Here is a 20,952-nt window from a genome sequence, read left to right as displayed (position 1 = left end):
AAAAACCGGTCGCAAAAGCAGACCGGTTCCTAGCACCCGGTCTTTTTAGCCACTTGTTTAACGTGGCTGCAAGCCGACCGGCCAAATCACCACGGGATAAGCTTGCCATACTGCCGTTACCGGCTTGCGTCAATGCTTTCCTTTTGGTTTTGTCGCCGTAAAAAGGAATGATGATCATGACCAGAACCACGGGCATTTTGGCGGATGGCGCGATCAGGGCGCTGTTTGCGGGCGGCAAGCTGAAAAGCGAGGCTGATCTCGATGTCGATCAGGTGCAACCCGCGAGCCTCGATCTGCGACTGGGCTCCAAAGCCTATCGCGTGCGCGCCAGTTTCATGCCCGGCCCCGGAACCCGAGTCATCGACAAGCTCAACCGCTTCAGCCTGCACGAGGTCGATCTGAGCGAGGGGGCGGTGCTGGAAACCGGTTGCGTCTACATCGTGCCCTTGATGGAGAGCCTGGAGCTGCCGGCGGATATGTCGGCTTCGGCCAATCCGAAAAGCTCGACGGGGCGTCTTGATATCTTCACCCGCGTCATGACCGACAATGCGCAGGAATTCGACAAGATACCTGCGGGCTATGCCGGCCCGCTCTATCTGGAAATCAGCCCGCGCACCTTCCCGGTCGTCGTGCGCCGTGGCTCGCGCCTCTCGCAAATCCGTTTCCGCATCGGCCACTCGTTGCTCAACGAAGCCGAGCTTCTGAAATTGCACGAGACGGAGATGCTTGTCGCCAGCGAAACCCCTAATGTGACCGGCGGCGGCATCGCGCTTTCCATCGACCTTAAGGGTTTTGGCGAAAAAGGGCTGATCGGCTATCGCGGCAAGCATCACACGGCGGTGGTAGATGTCGACAAAAAGGCTCAGCACGATGTTCTCGATTTCTGGGAACCTCTATACGCCCGCGGCCGTGCCGAACTGATCCTCGATCCGGATGAGTTCTATATTCTCGTTTCGCGTGAAGCGGTGCATGTACCGCCACTTTATGCGGCCGAAATGACACCCTTCGATCCCTTGGTGGGCGAGTTCCGCGTGCATTATGCGGGCTTCTTCGATCCAGGCTTCGGCCATGCGCAGGCGGGCGGCACGGGCAGCCGCGCCGTTCTCGAGGTGCGCAGCCACGAGGTGCCCTTCATCCTCGAACACGGCCAGATCGTCGGCCGGCTGGTTTACGAGCACATGTTGCAAAAACCTGATGGCCTCTACGGCAGCGGCCTTGGCTCCAACTATCAGGCACAGGGCCTGAAGCTCTCCAAGCATTTCCGCGCGGAGTAATGATCCTGTCGGGTGCTTGACACCCGATAAGAACTGTCCGATGTCTTGTGCGCGGCGCGGGTGTAGCTCAATGGTAGAGCAGCAGCTTCCCAAGCTGAATACGAGGGTTCGATTCCCTTCACCCGCTCCATATTTTCAAGGCAATCCAAACAACTTCCTGGCCGGTCAAAAGCGCGCATGTCACCGCCATCGCTGCGGCAAACGTGCGACTATGCGATTTAGCTTGACTACAATTAAATTGCACGTAATAGTTGATGCGGTCGTAACATTATTGGGGGAGTGTTATGAGTCGCAAGCTTCTTTCGGAATTTCTTGGCACTTTCTGGCTCGTGTTCGGAGGTTGCGGCAGTGCGGTTTTTGCCGCTGCTTTTCCTGAACTCGGCATTGGCTTTCTCGGTGTCGCTTTCGCTTTCGGTCTCACGGTTTTGACCATGGCCTATGCGGTCGGCGGCATTTCGGGCGGTCATTTTAATCCGGCCGTTTCCGTCGGTCTGTCCGTTGCTGGCAAATTTCCGGCATCGAACCTCGTTCCTTACATAGTGGCGCAGGTTCTGGGGGCGATCGTCGCGGCGGGGGCGCTTTATGTCATCCTTACCGGCAAAGCCGGTGCCGATATTGGCGGTTTTGCCGCAAATGGTTACGGGGAACATTCGCCGGGTGGATATTCGCTCGTGTCGGCGCTGCTGATCGAAGTCATTTTGACGGCATTTTTCCTGATCGTCATTCTGGGATCGACGCATGGCAGGGTTCCCACTGGTTTTGCGCCGATCGCCATCGGCCTTGCTCTCACACTTATTCATCTGATCTCCATTCCGGTCACCAACACATCCGTCAATCCGGCCCGCTCGACGGGACAGGCGTTGTTTGTTGGTGGATGGGCGCTGCAACAGCTCTGGCTGTTCTGGCTCGCTCCGATCCTCGGCGGCGCAATCGGCGCCGTGGTCTGGAAACTTTTCGGCGAGAAAGACTAGGGCTCAAAGCCCGCTTTCTCCGGCCCGCACAGACATGAATGGGAAGCATTGTTTCTCCGAATGGTCGGGGAAACCTGTGAGGAGGATGACATGGATCTTACTTCGATATTGGCCCAAATTGTCGGCGGTGCGGTTGGTGGTTCGGCCGGCGGAAAAATACTCAAGGATTCTGATCTCGGTGCGCTCGGCAACCTGATTGCCGGCGCTATTGGCGGCATCGGCGGAGGAACCGTGCTCGGATCGCTGCTCGGGACGGCGGGAACTGCTGCCGCCGGCGGCATGGATATAGGCGCTCTTGCCGGCCAGCTTGTTGGCGGCGGCGTCGGCGGCCTGATTGTCCAGATCATTGTCGGCCTCATCAAGAACAAGCTCGTTACCAAATAGAGCTGCTCGGCCGATCTTTTGCGAAGCGATAAAGCTTGCCGATGGAGAAACCTCGATCGGCAAGGCGTTTTGGTTTGTGCCATATCCGCAGTGGCGGCGCTGACGGAACCGGAATTCGTTTATAAAATCTGGTCGTCAGGCCTTGTTCCTGATGACCGGCATATGCGGCGTCTTGTTCCAGACGAACGGCTTGGTTTTCAATTCCACCACGGCGCGCCATGCGGCGAGTGACAGCATCAGCCAGTAAAGCGGGATCGCCAACCAGCGCCGTCCGACCTGTTGTTTCTCATGAGCTATCATCCTGTTTCTGCCCATCAGTACGAAGATGGCGTAGCTTCCGAAAATATTCAGCGTATCGATGAAAAACAGAATGCCCTGCCAGGAAAGCAGCATATCCGTGCCGTTTTCCCGGATTGCCATGGCCATGAAGGCGAAGGAAACAAACAGCAAGGGATGGGCCAGCGACGACAGAAGCATGCCGCCAATCAGCAGCTGAAAGACGATATAGGCAATCCATCCCATGCGGCGCGCGGTCGTGAAGGGCGAGCGGGTCATGACCAGCCAGCTTTGCAGCCAGCCCTTGTACCAACGCGCGCGCTGGTTCAGCCAGACGGAAAGCGAGGTCGGGGCATCCTCCAGTGTCTGTCGCCGGATGACACCACAGCGATAACCCAGCCTGTGCAGCCGGAGGCCCATATCGGCATCTTCCGTCACATTATACGGGTCCCATCCTCCCACCCGGCGTAACACGGCGGTGCGAAAATGGTTGGAGGTGCCGCCAAGCGGCAGCGGCAACTTGCACGCCGCAAGAACGGGCAACATGCAGCGGAAAAGGCCGGAATATTCCAGTGCGAAACAGGCGCTGAGCCAGGAGGAGCTGGCATTGCTGACAATAAGCGGCGCCTGCACACAGGCCACCTCGTCCGGCTGGCCGCGGAAGGCGGCATAGGCTTCGCGCAATTGCAGCGGATGCGGCCGGTCCTCGGCGTCGTAAACGGCAACGAAAGTGCCACGCGCGCCGGAAAGCGCATAGGTCAGGGCCTTGGGCTTCGTGCGTGGCATGGATGGCGGCACCTTGACGATCTCGATATGCGGACCGGGATTTATCCGCTGGATGGCCTCGATCGTCGCTACGTCGTCTGCCTCGCATACGAGCTTGATATCGAGCCGGGATTTGGGCCAGTCCAGCCGCTCCAGCGCATGAATGAGCTGCTCAACGACCGCCTCTTCGCGATAAAGCGGCATAAGAATAGTGTAGACCGGCAGCTCTCCGTCCTGCTGGAGTGGTGTGACGGTTTTCGCATCGTTTCCTTTTGGCGTATGGACGAGTGCAAACAACCTGAAAAGCAAGGTGGAGAGATAAAGCATCGTGAGGGTGACGTGAATATAGGCCAGGGCCGCCTGCGTATAAAACAGTAGCGACAGAACGAGCAGGGTAACGAAAATGCCGCTGACAAAACCCTGCTCGCCATGCAGCGTGATCCTTGCGGAATGCTGTGGCGCCGCGTTGAAAAGCTGATGTCGCGTGTCTCGGCAGCGGCGTGCTTCGCCCGCCTTCCAGATCGCGCTGCGCATGGCCTGTGGCGTGGTCACGGCAAGTTCTTCAAGAAGATACGGACGCTGATCGAGGATACCTTTCAGCGATTCCATTCTTGCCAGTTCCGGCACGATCAGCAGCACTGGCTTACCATTCAGCGGTGTCAACCGCAGGAGCCGTGGTTCGGCTAGTTGCGCGTCCAGGTGATTGAGGTCTGCCACACGACCCGGATCGATTTCCGGTCGGAACGGCAATCGCAACAATCTGGCAAAAGCACCGTAATACGCATCCGCATCGACCAGGCCGCTCGCCAGCAATTCGTCTTCCACGGTTGAGCCGTTTTTGAGGGCCTGCTCTTCGAATGCAGCGATGTAAGGCTTGCCGAACCCCAGCGAAGAGAGAAAGCGTGTTGGTCCGTGCTCGTCCGGTTCGGGCGCTGTCCAAAGCGGATTGTCGCCGATGAGCGAAAACGCAATTTTTCGCCCCGCTGACGTCGTGCGGAACGATTCTCGTGTATAGTGCCTAAAATAATCCATGCATCGCCGCCGCCGCCATGGTAACGCCCTGCTTCTTGCTACGGACAGTATAGATGAGAATGATGAATGTAACGCGAAATATAGTTATTGGTTTTACTTTAGCTGTCGCTTTACAATTCGGTGGTAATTTGGGAGAACTTCACGCGGAAGGTCTCTCGGACAGAAACCGCATGCCGGTGCTGTTTGATGCGCAGGAGCGGTTTCCGGGTGGCGATCTCTCCTCCGTGCCCCGGATCAGGTTTTTGATGTCGGTCGATTTTCCACCCTTCAATTTTACCGATCAGGAAGGCCGGCTTGCCGGTTTTCATGTCGATCTGGTGCGCGAAATCTGCGCCCAGCTGAAGGTTGAGAGCAAATGCCAGGTGCAGGCACTGCCGTTTGACGAGCTGGAGGCAGCGCTGGAAATGGGAGAGGGCGAAGCGGTGATTTCCGGCATTGCCACCACCGCCGATCTGCGAAAGAGTTTCACCTTCTCGCGACCCTATCTGCTGTTGCCCGCGCGTCTTGCCGTCAACAAGGCGGCGAAATTCACTGGCTCCGGCGCAGATGCCCTGTCGGGAAAGAAGGTGGGTGTGGTCACGGGCTCGCGGCACGAACAGATGCTCAAGGCATTTTTTCCCAAAGCCTCGACCGAAGGCTTTAATGGTTACGAACCCATGTATGAGGCGTTGAAGACGGGCAAGGTGGACGCGGTTTTTGCGGATGGGCTGCGCCTGCCTTTCTGGGTTTCGGGAAGCGCGTCCGGTGCTTGCTGTGCGCTTTTCGGCGGACCTTATTTATCCGACAGATTTCTTGGTGAAGGCCTTTCCATCATGGCAGTTGATCCGGACGATGTGCTTGTACCGGCCTTTGATCAGGCGCTTGCCGCACTTTCGCGCAATGGCCGGCTGGAAGAAATCTACCGGCGTTATTTCCCCTACGGGCTTTATTAGAGAAATCCGGTTTCACTCGGATCTGCGCCCGGATGACGTTCTATTTGGCGGGCGCAAAGGCTTCTTCGTTGCGCCGCAATCGCAAAAGCGCGATCCAAACGGCGGCGGCGATGGCGGCTTCCACGAAGAAATAGCTGCCGATCGTTCCCGAAATGCTGAACGACCAGGTGAGGAAGGCGACGATAACGGAGCCGATGAGATTGCCGCTGTTCCATATCTTGGCGCGGATATCCTGCCGTCCGGATGCGCCAAGCGCCTCAAGCGCGGTCGCCGCAACGGCCATCGGCAGCACGACCCAGCAAAGGATACGGGTGATGATCGGCAGCGAGACGTATTCGTCGCCGAACAGTATCGGCAGGAAGGGTGCGATGATGAAGATGACCAGCGCGCTGCCGACTGCGATGACAAGCGCTGCCTTCAGCACATTATAAGCGCGCTCTATGGTCTTTCCGATACCCTGCAGGGCGGCTGAGGCCGACCCCGGATAGATCAGCCGGTTGAGAGCCTCGACGGAGAGGTAGGAGCTGTCGAGAATTCGCCGTGCAATGGAGTAGCTGCCCAGAACCTCGGCGCTGGCAACGGCACCGAGAACGAGAATATCGGCATTGCCACGCACGGCCTTGAACAGGAACTGGGTGGAAAACAGGATGCCGATGCGGATTTCATCGCGAACGATCCGGAAGACCGGCCGACCGAGCCTGCCGATCGCCTTCAGCGAAATCACTGCCGCAATCGTATGGGCAGCCAGGTTCCACAGGGCCCAGGCCTCCACCGTCTCCACCTTGAAGATGAGACAGGCGACCACGGCGGCAATTGTGCGGGCAACGGCGAACATCACTTCCAGCTTGTTGGCGGAGGCGAAGTCGGAATGGGCGATGAAGCTTTGGGTGGAAAGTGAAATGACTTTCAGAAGGATGAGGTTCGTGACCAGGATCACGAAAGTGGTGATGAGGGTATGCAGCAATGTTTCCGACGTCGGGAAAAACACCGGGATCGTGACCATGCCGATGATGGTCAGCACAATGCCGGTAGCGGCGCTCAAGAGATAGCTGTGGCCGAGCATCACGGGAAACATGCTGCGATCCTGCGCCACGCGGCGGATCAGCGATTCCTGCGAACCGAAACCACAAATCTGTACGCCGAGATTGGTCACGGCCGTGATCGAGGCATAGAGCGCGAATTGTTCCACGCCGAGATGGCGGGCAAGCAGGGCGAAGGTCAAAAGCTGGGCGGCGCTGGACATCAAAAGCGCCCCGCCGGATGCCATATAGGTCAATCCCAGTCTGACTAGATGGCTGAACCGCGGCGTATTCAACGACACCTTATTCTCCGTGCTTTCCGGCGTCGCCGGGCGAATTCAAGATAACTGCCGTGTTCTTAAAATTGATGAACTGAAAAACCCGGCAAGGGGGCAATAATTCGAAGGCCGTTGACCTCTATGAATGGCAGTTGCCCAGTCTTAGCCTTCTTGAGGTAAGAGAGGGTTAAAGCAATTGTATAATAATGATGATAATGACTGTTATGGTTATTTGGACATGGCCCGGTTTCAAAAAGGGTTTCGTTGTTCGTCACAAGGCAGGCCAATGATCCGATTATCCTTTTTCGATGTGGCCGACGATGCCGCCTTTTACTGATACGCAGTCCATTCCTGTACAGAGCAACAGCATGTCGCTTACGGGCGGCCGTCGCGACGCGATTTTTTTCGTCGTCACGATGCTTTATATCTGGATTTCCGTTGCGCCTTTCGAAAATCTTGCTGCCGCGCCCGTGCCGCACGCCGCCGCAAACCAGCTGACCGGGCTGGTGATTGCGCTGATGCTGGGTGTTTTTGCCCTGCGTCATCGGCTGACGGGGCTTTTGTTGCGGCCGCGTCTGCCCATTCTGCTGTTGTTTTCCTGGCTGGTGATTTGTTCGGTGCTTGGCTCCCAGCCCGGCACCTCGCTGCAACGTTTGCTCTTTACGGGCCTTCTGTGCTTCATCACCAGCGTCCTCGTCGTCATGCCGCGCGACAGGCGGCAGTTCGACCGGATGATGGCCATCTTCGCCGTCATCCTGCTGGCGCTCTGCTACTTCGGGGTGATCTTCCTGCGCTCGCGCTCGATCCACCAGCCCTACGATCTCGATGAAACGGCGCTCGCCGGCGATTGGCGCGGTATCTTCAATCACAAGAATGCCGCCGCTCCGGCCATGATCATTCTCGTCATGATCGGGCTCTACCTGCGCAATAGCTGGTCGACGGTTGGCGGCATTGTCATCACGCTTCTGGCAGGGTTCTTCCTCTGGAAAACCAACGGGAAAACCGCAGCGATGCTGTTGCCCGTCACTGTTGCGCTGGTCTGGGTCATGGAAAGACATGCCGGTCGGACATTGCTGATGATCGGAGGTCTTCTGGCTTTCCTCAACATCCTCGCGGTCGGCTCCACCTATTTTCCGAGCATACGGCATGTGGTGGATAGTCTGGGGATCGATTCCACCTTTACCGGCCGAACGGATATATGGCGCCTGTCCTTCGACACGTTTGCGCAATCGCCGATCTTCGGGCAGGGTTTTCAGGCATTCTGGACGAGTGACCGGCTTCTGGCGCAGGCCGATACTGCCGGCACCTGGGCGGTCACCGCCTTCCATGCCCATAACGGCTTTGTCGAAAGCCTGCTGAATGGCGGCCTGCCGGCCTTTGTTCTCATCGTCATATGGCTCGTCATCATACCCGCAAACGATTTTCGTATAGCTGTGAACAAGGGTACCGATCCGGCATTAACGCGGCTTTTTGCACGAATTTGGGTGTATGCACTGCTTTCTTCGTGTCTTGAGAGTAATTTCTTTACCGGAACCGGGCCTATCTGGTCTTCTCTACTGATTGCAATCTATTGTTTGAGGCATCAGGCGTACGACATACTTGAGCAGGGGCAGTAATTTGCAGACAGGCCGGGGGGCTTATGCATGACACAAAAAATCGGGACATTTGCAGACAGGATCAATAACCGGCTGGTGCAGTACTTTCCAGGACCGGCGGCGCTGATCAAAACGTCCGAACCAATCGTCTCCTTCACATTCGATGATGTGCCGGCGACCGCCTGGACAAAGGGCGCGCGCATTCTGGAAAGCGAGGGTGTTCGCGGGACATTTTATCTCGCAGGTACTTTTATCGACAAGCACTATGAACAGCAGGACATGATTTCAACCGAAGGCTGTTCGGAACTTGCAGCGGCTGGCCACGAGCTTGCCTGCCATACTTTTTCCCATCGCAAACTCTCGAGCTTTTCACGGCGCGGGCTTGAAGAGGATCTTGATCACAACGAAACCGTGCTGGGGTCGTTCGCCGAAAACCGAGGCAGGCGGAATTTCTCCGTTCCTTTCGGCATGGCCTCGCCCGTCATGCAGCCCCTGTTACGACGAAGGTTCAAGACCGCTCGCGGCATCATGCCTGGCATCAACCGGGGCAGCATCGATCCGTACAATCTTGCCGGGGTAGAGTTGCGCGCGGACCCAAACTATCTCGATGCCGCCGATCGTTGGCTCGAGGATGTTTTGCAAAATGGCGGCTGGCTCATCATTTTCACCCATGATGTTTCGCAGACACCGAGCTTTTACGGTTGCCCGGAAGACAAACTTCAGAGCCTTGTCCGCAGGGCAGCCTCCGGCGGTGCGAAGATCATGACGGTTGATGCCGCGGCAACGTCACTCGGTCTGTAAAGGGATAGTATCGACGCCTGCTCTCTGAGTTGTGCCCGGGCAAGTAGGACGCCTGTCTTCGCAATTGCGGGTGTCTATTGGCTGGCCCAGATGATGCGGGCGATCCATTCCACATCGGCCATGTCAAAGCTGCGGTTCGGATGTTCGGGATTGAGCGAAAGAAGCTCGATATTCTTGGGGCTTTGCCGCGCCAGCACCTTGGCCATCACTTCGCCGTCACGGCTTTTCAGCACAACGCGGTCGCCGCGCCGCACCTGTGCGCCCGGCTCCACGATCAGGATATCGCCGTCGCGGTAAAGCGGCATCATGCTTTCGCCCTGCACTTCCAGCGCGTAGACGCCCTGCTTGCGTTCGGGAGAAGAGGGGAACTCCACCACATCCCAGCCTTGACCGGCCGGAAAACCGCCATCGTGGAAAAAGCCGCCGGAGCCCGCCTGCGCAAAACCGAGCAGGGGGATGGCATTGTCCGCACCTGAAGGCTGCATTGTCTGCGTCCTGCCGAAAGCATAACCAAAAAACTGGTCGACGCTTGCCCCCGTCGCCTCCAGCACCTTGGATACCGATTCCGTCGAAGGCCAGCGTTTGCGGCCATCCGGGCCGAAACGCTTCGATTTGTTGAACGAGGTGGGATCGAGACCGGCACGCTTCGCCAAGGCCGAAGGCGTCAGCTGGTGACGTTTGGCAAGCGTATCGATGGCGCTCCAGATCGTCTCGTGTGAAAGCATGATGAAAGCCCGCAGGTGGAGCCCGTGGCGTAAAAGCTCCTGTCGTTTACTCCGCGGAATCTAGACCATATCCCGTCAGGAGTAAAGAAAAGAAAGGAATAAAATCCTCGATTATGCCACCATGGCCGATGTGTTTATCTTGCTGAGCTGTATCACCGCCTGTGTGCGGCTATCGACCTTAAGCTTCAACAGAATAGCGGAGACATGCGCCTTGATGGTGGCTTCCGAAACATTCAGCGCATAGGCGATCTGCTTGTTCAGCAGGCCTTCCGCCAGCATGCCCAGAACCCGGCTCTGTTGCGGCGTCAGCGTTCTGAGCCGGCCGATGAGATCAGCCACGTCAGGATCATGCTCCTTTTCGCCCTGACAGCTTGCCGGTATCCACACATCGCCTTCAAGAACCGCGCGAATGCCATCCCTGATATCGTCGATGCCCGAGGATTTGGAAATAAAACCGGAAGCGCCGAGTTCGATGGACCGGCGAACAGTGGTCGCGTCGTCCGTTGCCGAAACGATGACGATGGGCAGGCTGGAAAATTCCGCCCGCAGCGCCATCAGGCCTGAAAATCCGCTGACACCCGGCATGGCGAGGTCCAGAAGCATCAGATCGGCGTCGTTGCATGCCGTCGCGGCACTTCTGGCAGCCTCGAAATCCCCGGCTTCCATGATTGTCTGCTGCCCGTCGAGACCGGATACGGCCTGTTTGAGGGCACCGCGAAAAAGCGGGTGGTCGTCTGCGATGATAATGACAAGTTCCGACATTCTGGCCCCCTCCCAAGGGCGTTATGCGGTTCTTTTAAAGGTATGGCGCACTCCCGTTTGCCGGCAGTCTAGACTGCTTCCGGCTCCTCTGCTGAAAGGTTGCTCTAATCGGTTGCGTATTACAAGAAAAAGCTTAGGAACAGCCGTCGCGGCAATAAAAATGCCGTGGAAACTGTGGACAATCGACCCGCTTTGCGGCAAACCGCCCAGACAGAAAAGCCTTGGAAAGCCTTCGGAGAGCCCCATGCACGAAACGCCCGCGATCATTTACAAAATCGTGCCGGAGACGTTGTGGAATGCAGCCAGGGCACAAGGCGTCTTCGAAGGCGCCGCCATCGATCTGACGGATGGGTTCATTCATTTTTCAACGGCAAAGCAGGCGGCCGAGACTGCCGCCCGGCATTTTTCCGGCCAGACCGACCTGCTTCTGATCGCTGTTGATGGTGCAGCACTTGGCGACAAGCTGGTTTATGAACCCTCGAGAGGCGGCGATCTTTTCCCCCATCTCTATGCGTCTCTTCCCTTGACCGCTGTGCTTTGGGAAACGCCGCTTTCACTCGGCCATGATGGCCAGCACCAGTTTCCGGAGATTTTGTGATGAGCGGATTATTTTCCTCAATCGGCCGCAAGGGCCTGTTTCTTGTCGATCCGGAAAAGGCACATGGCCTGTCCGTGGCGGCGCTGAAAAGCGGCTTTCTGCCCACCTGCATGGTGCCGCACGATCCGCGGCTGCAGCAGACCGTTGCAGGCCTCGTTTTCCCCAATCCGCTCGGCATGGCGGCGGGTTACGACAAGAATGCGGAAGTCCCGGGACCACTTCTGAGGCTCGGTTTCGGCTTTACTGAAATCGGCACCGTCACGCCGCGTGGGCAATCCGGCAATCCCAAACCGCGCATCTTCCGTCTGGTTGAGGATGAAGGCGTCATCAACCGCCTCGGTTTCAACAATGAAGGCCATGCCGCAGCGCTGGAGCGCCTGAAGCAGGCGCAGCTACGCGGCATCGTTGGCGTCAATATCGGTGCCAACAAGGACAGCGAAGACCGCATCGCCGATTATGTGCAGGGCATCGAGGCCTTTTATTCGGTCGCATCCTATTTCACCGTCAACATCTCTTCGCCCAATACGCCGGGTCTGCGTGACTTGCAGGCGCGCGAAAGCCTCGCGGCACTTCTTGGCGCCGTGCTGGAGCGCCGCAGGGCAGAAGCCGAACGCTTTGGCAAACGCATTCCGATCTTCCTGAAGATCGCGCCCGATCTGACCGAGGAAGGGCTGGATGACGTAGCGGAAGAGGCGCTGGCGCATGATCTCGATGGCCTGATCGTCTCCAACACCACGCTCTCGCGTGAAGGCCTGCGGCCCGGTCCGCATAAGGGTGAGGCGGGTGGATTGTCCGGCAAGCCGCTATTCGAGCTGTCGACCACTGTTCTCGCCAAGATGCGCCGCCGCGTCGGCAGCAATCTGCCCATCATCGGCGTGGGTGGCGTTTCTTCGCCGGAAACGGCACTGGAAAAGGTAAGGGCAGGGGCCGATCTGGTTCAGCTCTATTCCTGCATGGTCTATGAAGGCCCCGGCCTGCCGTCGTCCATCGTCAAAGGCCTGTCGAAGCTGGTCTCTCGCGAAGGTGTGCAGTCCATTCGTGACCTACGCGACAGCACGGTCGACCGCTGGGCCGACCGCAAGCTTGGATGACGATGACCTGAACGGTCGAGACGCTGCGTCGGTTAAGATAAGTGCTTATCGTGGTGGTGTGCTCTCCTGCCTCATCCCTGTGACAGGGACAGGAATGAGGGTGGAGGGGGCGCCCCCCGTTATCTCACGCGCAGAGCACCATCGCCCAATAGGGCCGGTTGCGGCTTGCGGCATCATAGGCAACCGCGACGCCAAGGCCATTATATGGTCCGAGCATGTTTTCGAGATGATGTTTCGAGCCGATCCAGGCCTTGACGACACGCTCCACGCTGTCCTGCCCGGCCGCCACGTTTTCCGCTGCTGGTAGCGGCACATTGCCGTCCTTCATGCGGATGAGGAAACTGTCGGTCAGGCCGATCAGATGCGCCATCTTCTGCGCCTTGACCATGCGTCCGGCCTGATAAGCGGCCGCACCACTTGCCGCACTACTGAAGGAGAGTGGCGAAAGCCCTTTCGAGCGGCGCAACTCGTTGACCATTGGAAGCGCTGCCGCGGTCTCATCGCGGGTGCCTGACGGCATGCCGTTGTTTGTAGGCACGGAAACACAGGCGGAAAGAACGGAACCGGCGGAAATCAGCACGAAGCCGCGCCGCGTAAGCGTCTGGAAAGATCTGTCGGTCATGTCAGCGGCGATAGCTCAGGAGGCGCAGGATGATGAAAATGGGTATGACGATCGTCGCGCCAAGGATCAGATAGTCGCCGATTGCGCCAAGCGCGTGGAAACCGCTGCGCCACAGATCGACCACGAAGTCGCGTGCGCCATAGATGATATTCCATGGCGTCAATCCGAAGATCGCCATCAGAAAGCCGACGAGCAATGAAACCACCAGCAGCTTCACCACGGTGCGGGCCACCGTATCACCCAGCATTTTGTTGACCTCACCGGCCATCAGCAAGTCTCCTGTTTTGTCCTGACATATGAAGCACGCTGCTTCGATGCAAGTTTCGGTGCACTATATCGCGTCATATTCGCAATTCCATAAGTGCGCCATGAAATAGGACTTGAGTTTTTTTATGGCTTGATAAATGACAGCCGACATCTTCTCCAGGAAATCTTGAATGGCCCCAAACCAGTTTTCTTCCGGTGACGTCATTGCCGACCGTCGGGCGGACTATGCCCGCATGTTGGCGGAGAGCGGTGATTATCCCGCCGCCGCCGAACTCATGGAGCAGGCGCTTGAACTTGCGCCGCGGTGGACGGCGGGCTGGTTTCGCTTCGGGGAATATCATGAAAAGGCGGGGGAAACGGACAAAGCCGTGGCGGCTTACGAAAAAGTCGCCGAACTGGATACGGAAGGGCTGTTTGCAGCCGAACTGAAACTCGCGGTTCTCGGCGCCGCGGACACACCGGAGCAGCCGCCGAGCCGTTATGTGGAAGGGCTGTTCGACGATTATGCAGACCGTTTCGAAACGTCGCTCGTCGAGAAACTGGATTACAGCGTACCGCAGAAGCTGGCGGAACTGATCGGCAAGGCGACGGGAGGCGGCGTCTTCGACACCATTGTCGATATTGGCTGCGGCACCGGCCTTCTCGGCGTTGAAATCCGCTCCCTGGCGAAGCGGCTGGAAGGTTTCGACATTTCCCAGAACATGCTCGCCAAGGCGGAGGAAAAGGGACTTTACGACCATCTCGGCCAGGCCGATCTATCGCTGGAAGCTGACGCCTCGGGACTGTTCGCGCCGGCAATGCCGCACCACCGCGCGGACCTCGTCGCCGCCGCCGACGTGATGATGTATCTCGGCAGTCTTGAAACCGTCATGCCCCTCGTTTCGGCCCTGCTTGCGCCCTCCGGCTTTTTCGCCTTTTCGGTGGAGGACGCAGGGGATGAAGATGGTTTCGTGCTGCGGGAATCGCTGCGTTACGCACATTCGAAAAGCTATGTGAGCGGCCTTCTTGAGCGGGCGGGCTATTCTCTTATCGAAATCCGCAAAACCACCATTCGCAAGGATGCCGGAAAACCCCTTTCCGGCATTCTTTTTCTTGCCCGCGCCAAAGCCTGAACATTTCGTTTCTTGCCTTTTTTACGATAGGTCAGTCGTCCTTACGTATCCATCTTGATCGCGTGTTTGTTGCAGTGCAAAATGCGCGGAAACCTGAGGGAAAAAGCGTGAGCAGAACGAGAAGCGTTTACAGCATGTGGAGTTCGGATCCGGCCAAACATGCGCCAGTGGAAGACGTGCAGGGCATCGTTACCGGAGCTATCGTATCGGCGCTCGGTTTTTATCTGCTGAACAAGGTCGGCCTTTTGACCGGTGGCACCGCCGGCGTCGCCTTCCTCATTCACTATGCCTTCGGCATCAGCTTCGGCCTCCTGTTCTTCCTCGTCAATCTGCCCTTCTATTACCTCTCGTTCCGCCGCCTCGGTCTTGCCTTTTCCCTCAAGACCTTCATTGCCATCGGTCTTGTTTCGGTGCTGACGGAAGTGGAAGCGCGCTGGATGGTCATTGACAGCATCAACCCGCTCTGGGCGGCGCTGCTCGGTGGCCTGCTCCTCGGTTACGGGTTGCTGGCGCTTTATCGCCATCGCGCCAGCCTCGGCGGCATCGGCATTCTGGCCATCTATATTCAGGACCGCTTCGGCATCCGCGCCGGCCTGATCCAGCTTGCCTTTGATGCATTCGTGATGCTCTGCGCCTTCCTCGTCATCGATCCGGCCACCGTCGTCTATTCGATTGTCGGCGCCTTCGTGCTGAACATGTTTCTCGCCATCAACCACCGCTCGGACAGATACATCGTTGTGCGCTGAAGAAAGTACGCTTGAAATCTCTCGCGCTTGGGCGCAATAGCTCGATCAAGGCCGGAAAATCAGGGGAACAGGCATGGGCGATACGACTACGCGCAAGCGCGTGAATATCTGGGCTTCTGCGCCCGATCGCCATTCGCTGCTGGAAGATGCCCAGGGCGTTCTGGCGGGCAGCATGCTGGTCTCGCTCGGCGTGACGCTGCTTTCCGCTGCGGGCCTCCTCACCGGAGGTGTGGTGGGTATTGCCTTTCTGGTGCACTATTCGATCGGCTTCAGCTTCGGCGCGGTGTTCTTCCTCGTCAATCTGCCGTTTTATTATCTCGCCTTCCGCCGTCTCGGCCTTGCCTTCACGGTCAAGACCTTTTGCGCCATTGCCATGACGGCGCTGCTTTCGGAATATATGCCGGGCTTCTTCGCGTTCGAAAGCATCAATCCCGTCGCGGCCGCCCTTTTCGGCGGGTTGACGGTCGCGGCAGGCATGCTGGCACTGTTCCGCCATCGCACCAGCCTCGGCGGCTTCGGCATATTGGCGCTTTATCTTCAGGACCGTTTTGGCTGGCGCGCCGGTCTCGTCCAGCTCGCCTTCGATGGCATGGTGCTGGCGTGCTCATTCTTCGTGGCGACACCCTTCGTCATCCTCTGCTCCATCCTCGGCGCGCTGGTCATGAACCTCGCGCTCGCCATCAATCATAGAAACGACCGCTACATCGCCATGTAACGGTCGTCCGGTGCAGGTAAAGCGGATCAGGCTGCTTTTGCTGTCGCTTCGACCGGGTGCTGCGAACGGAAGCCGACGGCGATGCGGTTCCAGGTGTTGATGGCACCGATGGCAACGGTGATCTTCACGATGTCCTCATCGGAGAAATGCGCCTTCAGGGTCTCGAAGGCGTCATCCGGAGCGCCGGTTTCGGCAATCTTCGTTACCGCATCCACCCAGCCGAGCAACGCCCGTTCCTGTTCGGTATATACCGGGGATTCCCGCCAAACGCTCATCAGGTTGATCCACTGTTCGGAAAGACCGTCGTGACGGCTTTCCTTCACATGCATGTCCACACAGAACGCGCAGCCATTCATGATTGATGCGCGCAGCTTGATGAGATGAACGAAGCGGCGCTCGAGGCCGCTGCTCTGGACGTAGGTTTCGAGCGCCATCACGGCTTTGAAGGCTTCAGGGGACGCTTTGGCATAGTTCAAACGGGTTTTCATGTGTCTCTCTCCATTCGTGGTTCAGTTTGAGGGGCATGTGTCATCGTTCCGGGAAGCTGCGAAGCTCTCCGGTATTTCAGATGGTCGGGTCTTTTTAGGTTCTAGCGCGTCGCCGTCCTGCGCTCGTTCAGCTCCAGAAAGGCGCAGCCGCGTGCCGCAATGCCGCCGTCGTCAGTGGCGGCAAGGTCGCCCAGAATGTCGGCAATGCTGGTTTTAGCGAGTTCCGCCCGATAGGCTTTCTCCGCCTTCAGCATCGCGGCGTTGATGCCGCAGGGCTTGGTGAAATAACGTCCCGGCAGGGGGTTCGGCCCGCGCTGGCGAATTTCTGCGCAGCGAAAGGCAGGCTGTGGTCCCTCCACGGCCAGAACAATATCAAGCAGGGTAATCTTGTCGGTTGTCCGGGCCAGACGATAACCGCCCTTCGGCCCTGGTACGGTGGAAACTATTCCGGCACCGGAAAGCAATTGCAGGTGCTTCAAGAGATAACTCGTGGAAACGCCATGGAATTCTGCCAGCGCCGCCGCCGAAAGCACGCCGCCTTCGGAAAGTCCCGCTAACATGCCTACGCTGTGAATGGCCTGTTCAACGCCGTCGCCGAGTTTCATCCGATTTGCTCACGTTTGGTTTGCTTTAGTATCGTGGATATTATTTATCCATGATTATGCATTCCTGTCAAGCAGCTCTGTTCCACTCTTCTTTTTTCAAGGTTTCTCACTACCTTGAAGGCGTGAAACACGCTGAGTCTCCCATTTCCGGCACGCATGTCGGCACCTTGCCCCTTTCATTCCAGAAATGGTTTGCCGAAAAAGGGTGGTCCCCGCGCGCGCATCAATTGGAGCTGATGGCTCGGGCGCGTGGCGGCGAAAACATGCTGCTGATTGCACCGACGGGTGCCGGCAAGACGCTGGGCGGCTTCATGGCGTCGCTCACCGATCTTGCTGAACGCGGCAAGGTGCCGCCGGGCTCCGCCTTTGTCGGCGTGCACACGCTTTACATCTCGCCGCTCAAGGCACTTGCGGTGGATATCGAACGCAATCTCACCAAGCCTGTCACGGAAATGGGCCTGCCGATCTCAATCGAAACCCGCACCGGCGATACGCCGCAGGCAAAACGCCAGCGCCAGAAGGTCAAACCGCCCGATATTCTCCTGACGACGCCGGAACAGGTGTCGCTGCTGCTTGCCAACAAGGAAGCCGAGCGCTTTTTCCGCGACCTGAAATATGTGGTGCTGGATGAGCTGCACTCGCTCGTCACCTCCAAGCGTGGCCATCTGCTGTCGCTCGCGCTCGCACGGGTGCGCAGGCACGCGCCGCATGTCCGCTTCATTGGCCTTTCCGCCACGGTGGCGGAGCCGATGGATTTACGCCGTTACCTGGCTCCGCAGGGGCAGGGAGAACCGCCCGCAGGTCTTATAACAGTGGAAGGCGGAGCCAAGCCAAACATCGCCATTCTGCAGACGGAGGAGCGTATTCCATGGTCCGGCCATTCCGCGCGCTACGCCATGAAGGATTTGTATCCCGCTCTGAAGGCGCACCAGACGACGCTCATCTTCGTTAACACCCGTTCGCAGGCGGAACGGATTTTTCAGGAACTCTGGAATGTAAACGACGATAATCTTCCGATCGCCTTGCATCACGGTTCGCTGGATGCCGGACAGCGCCGCCGGGTGGAGGCCGCGATGGCTGAAAACAAATTGCGCGCGGTCGTCGCCACCTCCACGCTCGATCTCGGCATAGACTGGGGCGATGTCGATCTCGTCGTGCATGTCGGCGCGCCAAAGGGGGCGAGCCGCCTTGCCCAACGCATCGGCCGCGCCAATCACCGTATGGATGAGCCGTCAAAGGCAATCCTCGTTCCCGCCAACCGTTTCGAGGTGATGGAGTGCCGGGCCGCACTCGATGCGAACTATATCGGCGCGCAGGATACGCCCCCCATCGCGCAAGGCGCACTGGATGTTCTTGCCCAGCATGTGCTCGGTATGGCCTGCGCCGAACCTTTCGATGCGGATGATCTCTATCGTGAAGTGACAAGCGCTTCACCCTATGCAGATCTACCGCGTTCTACCTTCGACCGCGTTGTGGATTTTACCGCTACCGGTGGATACGCACTGCGCACCTATGAACGTTACGCCCGCATCCGCCAGATGAAGGACGGCCGCTGGCGTGTCTCCAATCCGGCGGTCGCGCAGCAATATCGCCTCAACCTCGGCACCATCGTCGAGGCTGCGGAACTTAATGTCCGCATGGTCAAGCGCAATGCCAAGGGCTCGGTCGGACGCGGCGGCATGTCGCTCGGCAAGGTCGAGGAATATTTCCTCGAGCAGCTGGTGCAGGGCGATACCTTCCTGTTTGCCGGCAAGGTTCTGCGCTTCGAAGGCATCCGGGAGAATGAATGCCTGGTGTCGCAGGCCTTTTCGATGGACCCGAAGATACCCTCCTATGCCGGCGGCAAGTTTCCGCTTTCCACCTACCTTGCGGACCAGGTGCGCTCCATGCTGTCCGATCCCGCCCGCTGGCAGTCGCTGCCGGATCAGGTGCGCGACTGGCTGGCAATCCAGAAGGAAAAATCGATCATTCCCAAGCGCGACGAGCTGCTGGTCGAGACATTTCCCTTCCGCAAACGCTTCTTCATGGTCATGTATCCTTTTGAAGGGCGGCTGGCTCACCAGACCCTCGGCATGCTTCTGACACGGCGGCTGGAACGGGCGGGCGCAAAGCCCATGGGCTTCGTTGCCACCGATTATTCGCTCGCCATCTGGGCCATGGAGGATATTGGCAGGCGGCTGAAATCCCGCCGCCTGTCGTTGGCGGAACTTCTCGACGAGGACATGCTGGGCGACGATCTGGAGGCGTGGCTGGACGAATCCTTCATGCTGAAGCGGACCTTCCGCAACTGTGCCGTCATTTCAGGCCTCATCGAACGCCGCCATCCCGGCAAGGAAAAGACGGGCCGTCAGGTCACGGTCTCCGCCGATCTTATTTATGACGTTCTTCGCAGCCATGAGCCGGATCATATTCTGCTGGAGGCAACCAGACGTGATGCGGCGGCGGGACTTTTGGACATTGGCCGTCTTGGCGATATGCTGAAGCGAATCAAGGGTCACACCACCCATCGTGCACTGGAGCACGTCTCGCCGCTTGCCGTTCCCGTCATGTTGGAAATCGGCCGCGAGACGGTGGCGGGCGAGGCGATGGATCAGGTGCTGGCCGAGGCCGCAGACGAGCTTATCGCCGAAGCCATGTCCTGAAGCATCAAACTGGAATGAAGGAACGACCACAAAAGTGCTAAGCCGACTGACATTGAGCGACAGGTTTTCCAATGGCTTCGAATGCCTTGGCAGCGAAACTGCCATCAACGGCGTCGCCGCCTGGTGTGACCCGTTGGGTGGGCTTTACCTGCCCGATCTGTCGCTGCTGGTTGTCTCGGACCTGCATCTGGAAAAAGGTGCGGCCTTTGCCCGGCGCGGGCGCATGCTGCCGCCTTACGACACGATCGCTACCCTCAAAATCCTGTCTTCCCTTGTCAGCCGTTACGATCCGAAGATCGTCGTCAGCCTCGGCGACAATTTCCACGATCGGGTCGGGTCCGAGCATCTGCCGCTTATGCTGCGCGAACTGATCCGCGAGATGGCCCGTGGCCGTGACTGGATATGGATCAACGGCAATCACGATCCGGATGGCACGGTCGATCTGCCGGGGTCTTCGGTAGATGAGATGTTTTATGGCAATCTCGTTTTCCGCCACGAGCCTAAGGTAGGAGATGCCGCGGGTGAAATCGCAGGCCATCTGCATCCCTCCGCCACTGTTCGCCGTCGCGAAAAAACGGTGCGGCGCCCCTGTTTCGCCACCGATGGTTCCCGCCTGTTGATGCCGGCCTTCGGGGTGATGAGCGGCGGACTGGATTTGCGACACAAGGCGATGCGCGGTCTCTTTGACCACGCTGCACTCGTCGCGCATCTGATGGGGCGGGACCGCATCTATTCGGTACGGTTTTCAAATCTGCTCGGTTGAGCGCATCGCTCCGCCCGCCTATTGGCGGTATACCAGCACCGGTATCTTCGAGTTTTTCAGCACCTTGGCCGTAACGCTGCCGACAAGCATCTCGACGAAGCTTCTGCGCCGGTGTGAAGCCATGGCGATGAGGTCGCAGCCGGTCCTGTTGGCGATTTCGACAATCGCCTCATCCGGCCGTCCCGCCCGCGCCAGCAGGGCTTCGCAATCCAGCCCCATCGATGCGGCGTGCGCCTGCGTATCTCTCAGAAAATGCTCCGCCTCCTCGCAACGGTGGAATTCCTCTTCGGCAATGGCGGCAATGTCCTCGACATCGCTGGCAATCACGTGAAAGGGTTCGGACACCGTCACGACGGTCACCTTTGCGCCTGCCTCTCTGGCGAGAGCGAACCCTTGGTCGATTGCGATCTGCGCCAGCGGCGAGCCATCGGTGGGAATGAGAATGTGCTTGAACATGACATTTCTCCTTTTCATCCCGGTCACAACCGC

Annotated in this window: 22 protein-coding genes, 1 tRNA gene and 1 riboswitch; of the genes, 14 read left to right on the top strand and 9 right to left on the bottom strand. The window is 58.2% G+C overall.

The features are described 5' to 3' along the window. Window positions 1–24: 24 nt before the first annotated feature. A riboswitch (SAM riboswitch) is annotated at window positions 25–103 on the bottom strand. 73 nt (window positions 104–176) lie between these two features. The 4 genes from T18_RS07040 (at window position 177) to T18_RS07025 (ending at window position 2,629) form a co-directional block, all read left to right on the top strand. Continuing rightward, window positions 177–1,274 (top strand): 2'-deoxycytidine 5'-triphosphate deaminase, encoded by a 1,098-nt coding sequence (locus tag T18_RS07040; protein ID WP_003514935.1) that lies wholly within the window; start codon window positions 177–179, stop codon window positions 1,272–1,274. Between the two features lie 56 nt (window positions 1,275–1,330). After that, window positions 1,331–1,404: transfer RNA gene (locus T18_RS07035), tRNA-Gly, on the top strand. A gap of 154 nt (window positions 1,405–1,558) precedes the next feature. Continuing rightward, the gene (aqpZ, locus tag T18_RS07030) at window positions 1,559–2,245 is read left to right on the top strand and encodes an aquaporin Z (protein WP_019564342.1); all 687 of its coding nucleotides are present in this window, start codon (window positions 1,559–1,561) and stop codon (window positions 2,243–2,245) included. Between the two features lie 90 nt (window positions 2,246–2,335). Then, window positions 2,336–2,629, top strand: coding sequence for a hypothetical protein (locus tag T18_RS07025; protein WP_019564341.1), 294 nt, complete (start codon window positions 2,336–2,338; stop codon window positions 2,627–2,629). A 135-nt stretch (window positions 2,630–2,764) separates the two neighbouring features. Here the strand turns inward: T18_RS07025 and T18_RS07020 are convergent, their stop codons facing one another. Next, window positions 2,765–4,702 (bottom strand): glycosyltransferase family 2 protein, encoded by a 1,938-nt coding sequence (locus tag T18_RS07020; protein ID WP_038489758.1) that lies wholly within the window; start codon window positions 4,700–4,702, stop codon window positions 2,765–2,767. Between the two features lie 170 nt (window positions 4,703–4,872). Here T18_RS07020 and T18_RS07015 point away from each other — a divergent pair, with 170 nt between their 5' ends. After that, a complete protein-coding gene (locus tag T18_RS07015; protein WP_038489761.1) occupies window positions 4,873–5,634 on the top strand; it encodes a transporter substrate-binding domain-containing protein in 762 nt (253 codons plus the stop codon). Window positions 5,635–5,674: 40 nt separating this feature from the next. Here T18_RS07015 and uppX read toward each other — a convergent pair whose 3' ends face one another. Further along, window positions 5,675–6,901, bottom strand: coding sequence for a Wzx-type polysaccharide biosynthesis protein UppX (gene uppX, locus T18_RS07010; protein ID WP_233284950.1), 1,227 nt, complete (start codon window positions 6,899–6,901; stop codon window positions 5,675–5,677). A 350-nt stretch (window positions 6,902–7,251) separates the two neighbouring features. On the opposite strand from uppX, the gene uppY reads away from it, so the two are divergent. Further along, on the top strand, window positions 7,252–8,547 hold the full coding sequence (gene uppY / locus T18_RS07005; protein WP_025592405.1) for a Wzy-type polysaccharide biosynthesis protein UppY: 1,296 nt from the start codon (window positions 7,252–7,254) through the stop codon (window positions 8,545–8,547). Window positions 8,548–8,574: 27 nt separating this feature from the next. Further along, a complete protein-coding gene (locus T18_RS07000; protein WP_038489767.1) occupies window positions 8,575–9,327 on the top strand; it encodes a polysaccharide deacetylase family protein in 753 nt (250 codons plus the stop codon). A 74-nt stretch (window positions 9,328–9,401) separates the two neighbouring features. Here the strand turns inward: T18_RS07000 and T18_RS06995 are convergent, their stop codons facing one another. Both T18_RS06995 and T18_RS06990 read right to left on the bottom strand, forming a co-directional pair. Then, window positions 9,402–10,052: a helix-turn-helix transcriptional regulator gene (locus tag T18_RS06995; RefSeq protein WP_038489770.1), complete on the bottom strand. Its 651-nt coding sequence runs from the start codon at window positions 10,050–10,052 to the stop codon at window positions 9,402–9,404. A 111-nt stretch (window positions 10,053–10,163) separates the two neighbouring features. Then, window positions 10,164–10,814: a response regulator gene (locus tag T18_RS06990; protein ID WP_003514945.1), complete on the bottom strand. Its 651-nt coding sequence runs from the start codon at window positions 10,812–10,814 to the stop codon at window positions 10,164–10,166. A gap of 244 nt (window positions 10,815–11,058) precedes the next feature. Between T18_RS06990 and T18_RS06985 the strand changes: the two genes are divergently transcribed. Then, window positions 11,059–11,412 carry a DUF952 domain-containing protein gene (locus T18_RS06985; protein WP_003514946.1) on the top strand — a complete coding sequence of 118 codons (354 nt, stop codon included), beginning with the start codon at window positions 11,059–11,061 and terminating at the stop codon, window positions 11,410–11,412. Beyond that, window positions 11,412–12,503: a quinone-dependent dihydroorotate dehydrogenase gene (locus T18_RS06980; protein WP_013635431.1), complete on the top strand. Its 1,092-nt coding sequence runs from the start codon at window positions 11,412–11,414 to the stop codon at window positions 12,501–12,503. The genes T18_RS06985 and T18_RS06980 overlap by 1 nt, the downstream gene beginning before the upstream one ends. A 124-nt stretch (window positions 12,504–12,627) precedes the next feature. Here T18_RS06980 and T18_RS06975 read toward each other — a convergent pair whose 3' ends face one another. Both T18_RS06975 and T18_RS06970 read right to left on the bottom strand, forming a co-directional pair. Next, window positions 12,628–13,125 carry a CAP domain-containing protein gene (locus tag T18_RS06975; RefSeq protein WP_038489774.1) on the bottom strand — a complete coding sequence of 166 codons (498 nt, stop codon included), beginning with the start codon at window positions 13,123–13,125 and terminating at the stop codon, window positions 12,628–12,630. 1 nt (window position 13,126) lies between these two features. After that, window positions 13,127–13,393: a DUF6460 domain-containing protein gene (locus tag T18_RS06970; RefSeq protein ID WP_003514949.1), complete on the bottom strand. Its 267-nt coding sequence runs from the start codon at window positions 13,391–13,393 to the stop codon at window positions 13,127–13,129. Between the two features lie 169 nt (window positions 13,394–13,562). Here T18_RS06970 and T18_RS06965 point away from each other — a divergent pair, with 169 nt between their 5' ends. From T18_RS06965 to T18_RS06955, 3 genes are all read left to right on the top strand, one after another. Next, window positions 13,563–14,504, top strand: a complete 942-nt coding sequence (locus tag T18_RS06965) for a class I SAM-dependent DNA methyltransferase (RefSeq protein ID WP_003514950.1) — start codon at window positions 13,563–13,565, stop codon at window positions 14,502–14,504. 134 nt (window positions 14,505–14,638) lie between these two features. Next, window positions 14,639–15,250, top strand: a complete 612-nt coding sequence (locus T18_RS06960) for a YitT family protein (protein WP_038489777.1) — start codon at window positions 14,639–14,641, stop codon at window positions 15,248–15,250. 73 nt (window positions 15,251–15,323) lie between these two features. Then, a complete protein-coding gene (locus T18_RS06955; protein ID WP_003514952.1) occupies window positions 15,324–15,965 on the top strand; it encodes a YitT family protein in 642 nt (213 codons plus the stop codon). Window positions 15,966–15,991: 26 nt separating this feature from the next. Here the strand turns inward: T18_RS06955 and T18_RS06950 are convergent, their stop codons facing one another. Together T18_RS06950 and T18_RS06945 are read right to left on the bottom strand one after the other, a co-directional pair. Continuing rightward, window positions 15,992–16,453: a carboxymuconolactone decarboxylase family protein gene (locus T18_RS06950; RefSeq protein WP_038489779.1), complete on the bottom strand. Its 462-nt coding sequence runs from the start codon at window positions 16,451–16,453 to the stop codon at window positions 15,992–15,994. Between the two features lie 101 nt (window positions 16,454–16,554). Beyond that, window positions 16,555–17,058, bottom strand: a complete 504-nt coding sequence (locus T18_RS06945) for an RrF2 family transcriptional regulator (protein WP_013635435.1) — start codon at window positions 17,056–17,058, stop codon at window positions 16,555–16,557. A 50-nt stretch (window positions 17,059–17,108) separates the two neighbouring features. On the opposite strand from T18_RS06945, the gene T18_RS06940 reads away from it, so the two are divergent. Next, complete coding sequence (locus tag T18_RS06940; protein ID WP_233284929.1) at window positions 17,109–19,700, top strand: ligase-associated DNA damage response DEXH box helicase; 2,592 nt, start codon at window positions 17,109–17,111, stop codon at window positions 19,698–19,700. 34 nt (window positions 19,701–19,734) lie between these two features. After that, window positions 19,735–20,463 carry a ligase-associated DNA damage response endonuclease PdeM gene (pdeM, locus tag T18_RS06935; protein ID WP_025592414.1) on the top strand — a complete coding sequence of 243 codons (729 nt, stop codon included), beginning with the start codon at window positions 19,735–19,737 and terminating at the stop codon, window positions 20,461–20,463. 18 nt (window positions 20,464–20,481) lie between these two features. On the opposite strand, the gene T18_RS06930 is transcribed toward pdeM, so the two are convergent. Continuing rightward, a complete protein-coding gene (locus T18_RS06930; protein ID WP_003514961.1) occupies window positions 20,482–20,919 on the bottom strand; it encodes a universal stress protein in 438 nt (145 codons plus the stop codon). Window positions 20,920–20,952 lie beyond the last annotated feature (33 nt).

Source organism: Rhizobium sp. TBD182 (genome assembly GCF_001950375.1).
In the GTDB taxonomy this organism is placed as follows: Bacteria; Pseudomonadota; Alphaproteobacteria; order Rhizobiales; family Rhizobiaceae; genus Agrobacterium; species Agrobacterium tumefaciens.
The sequence above is the reverse complement of the archived record's forward strand: the minus strand, read 5'-3'. Positions and strand labels throughout refer to the sequence as shown.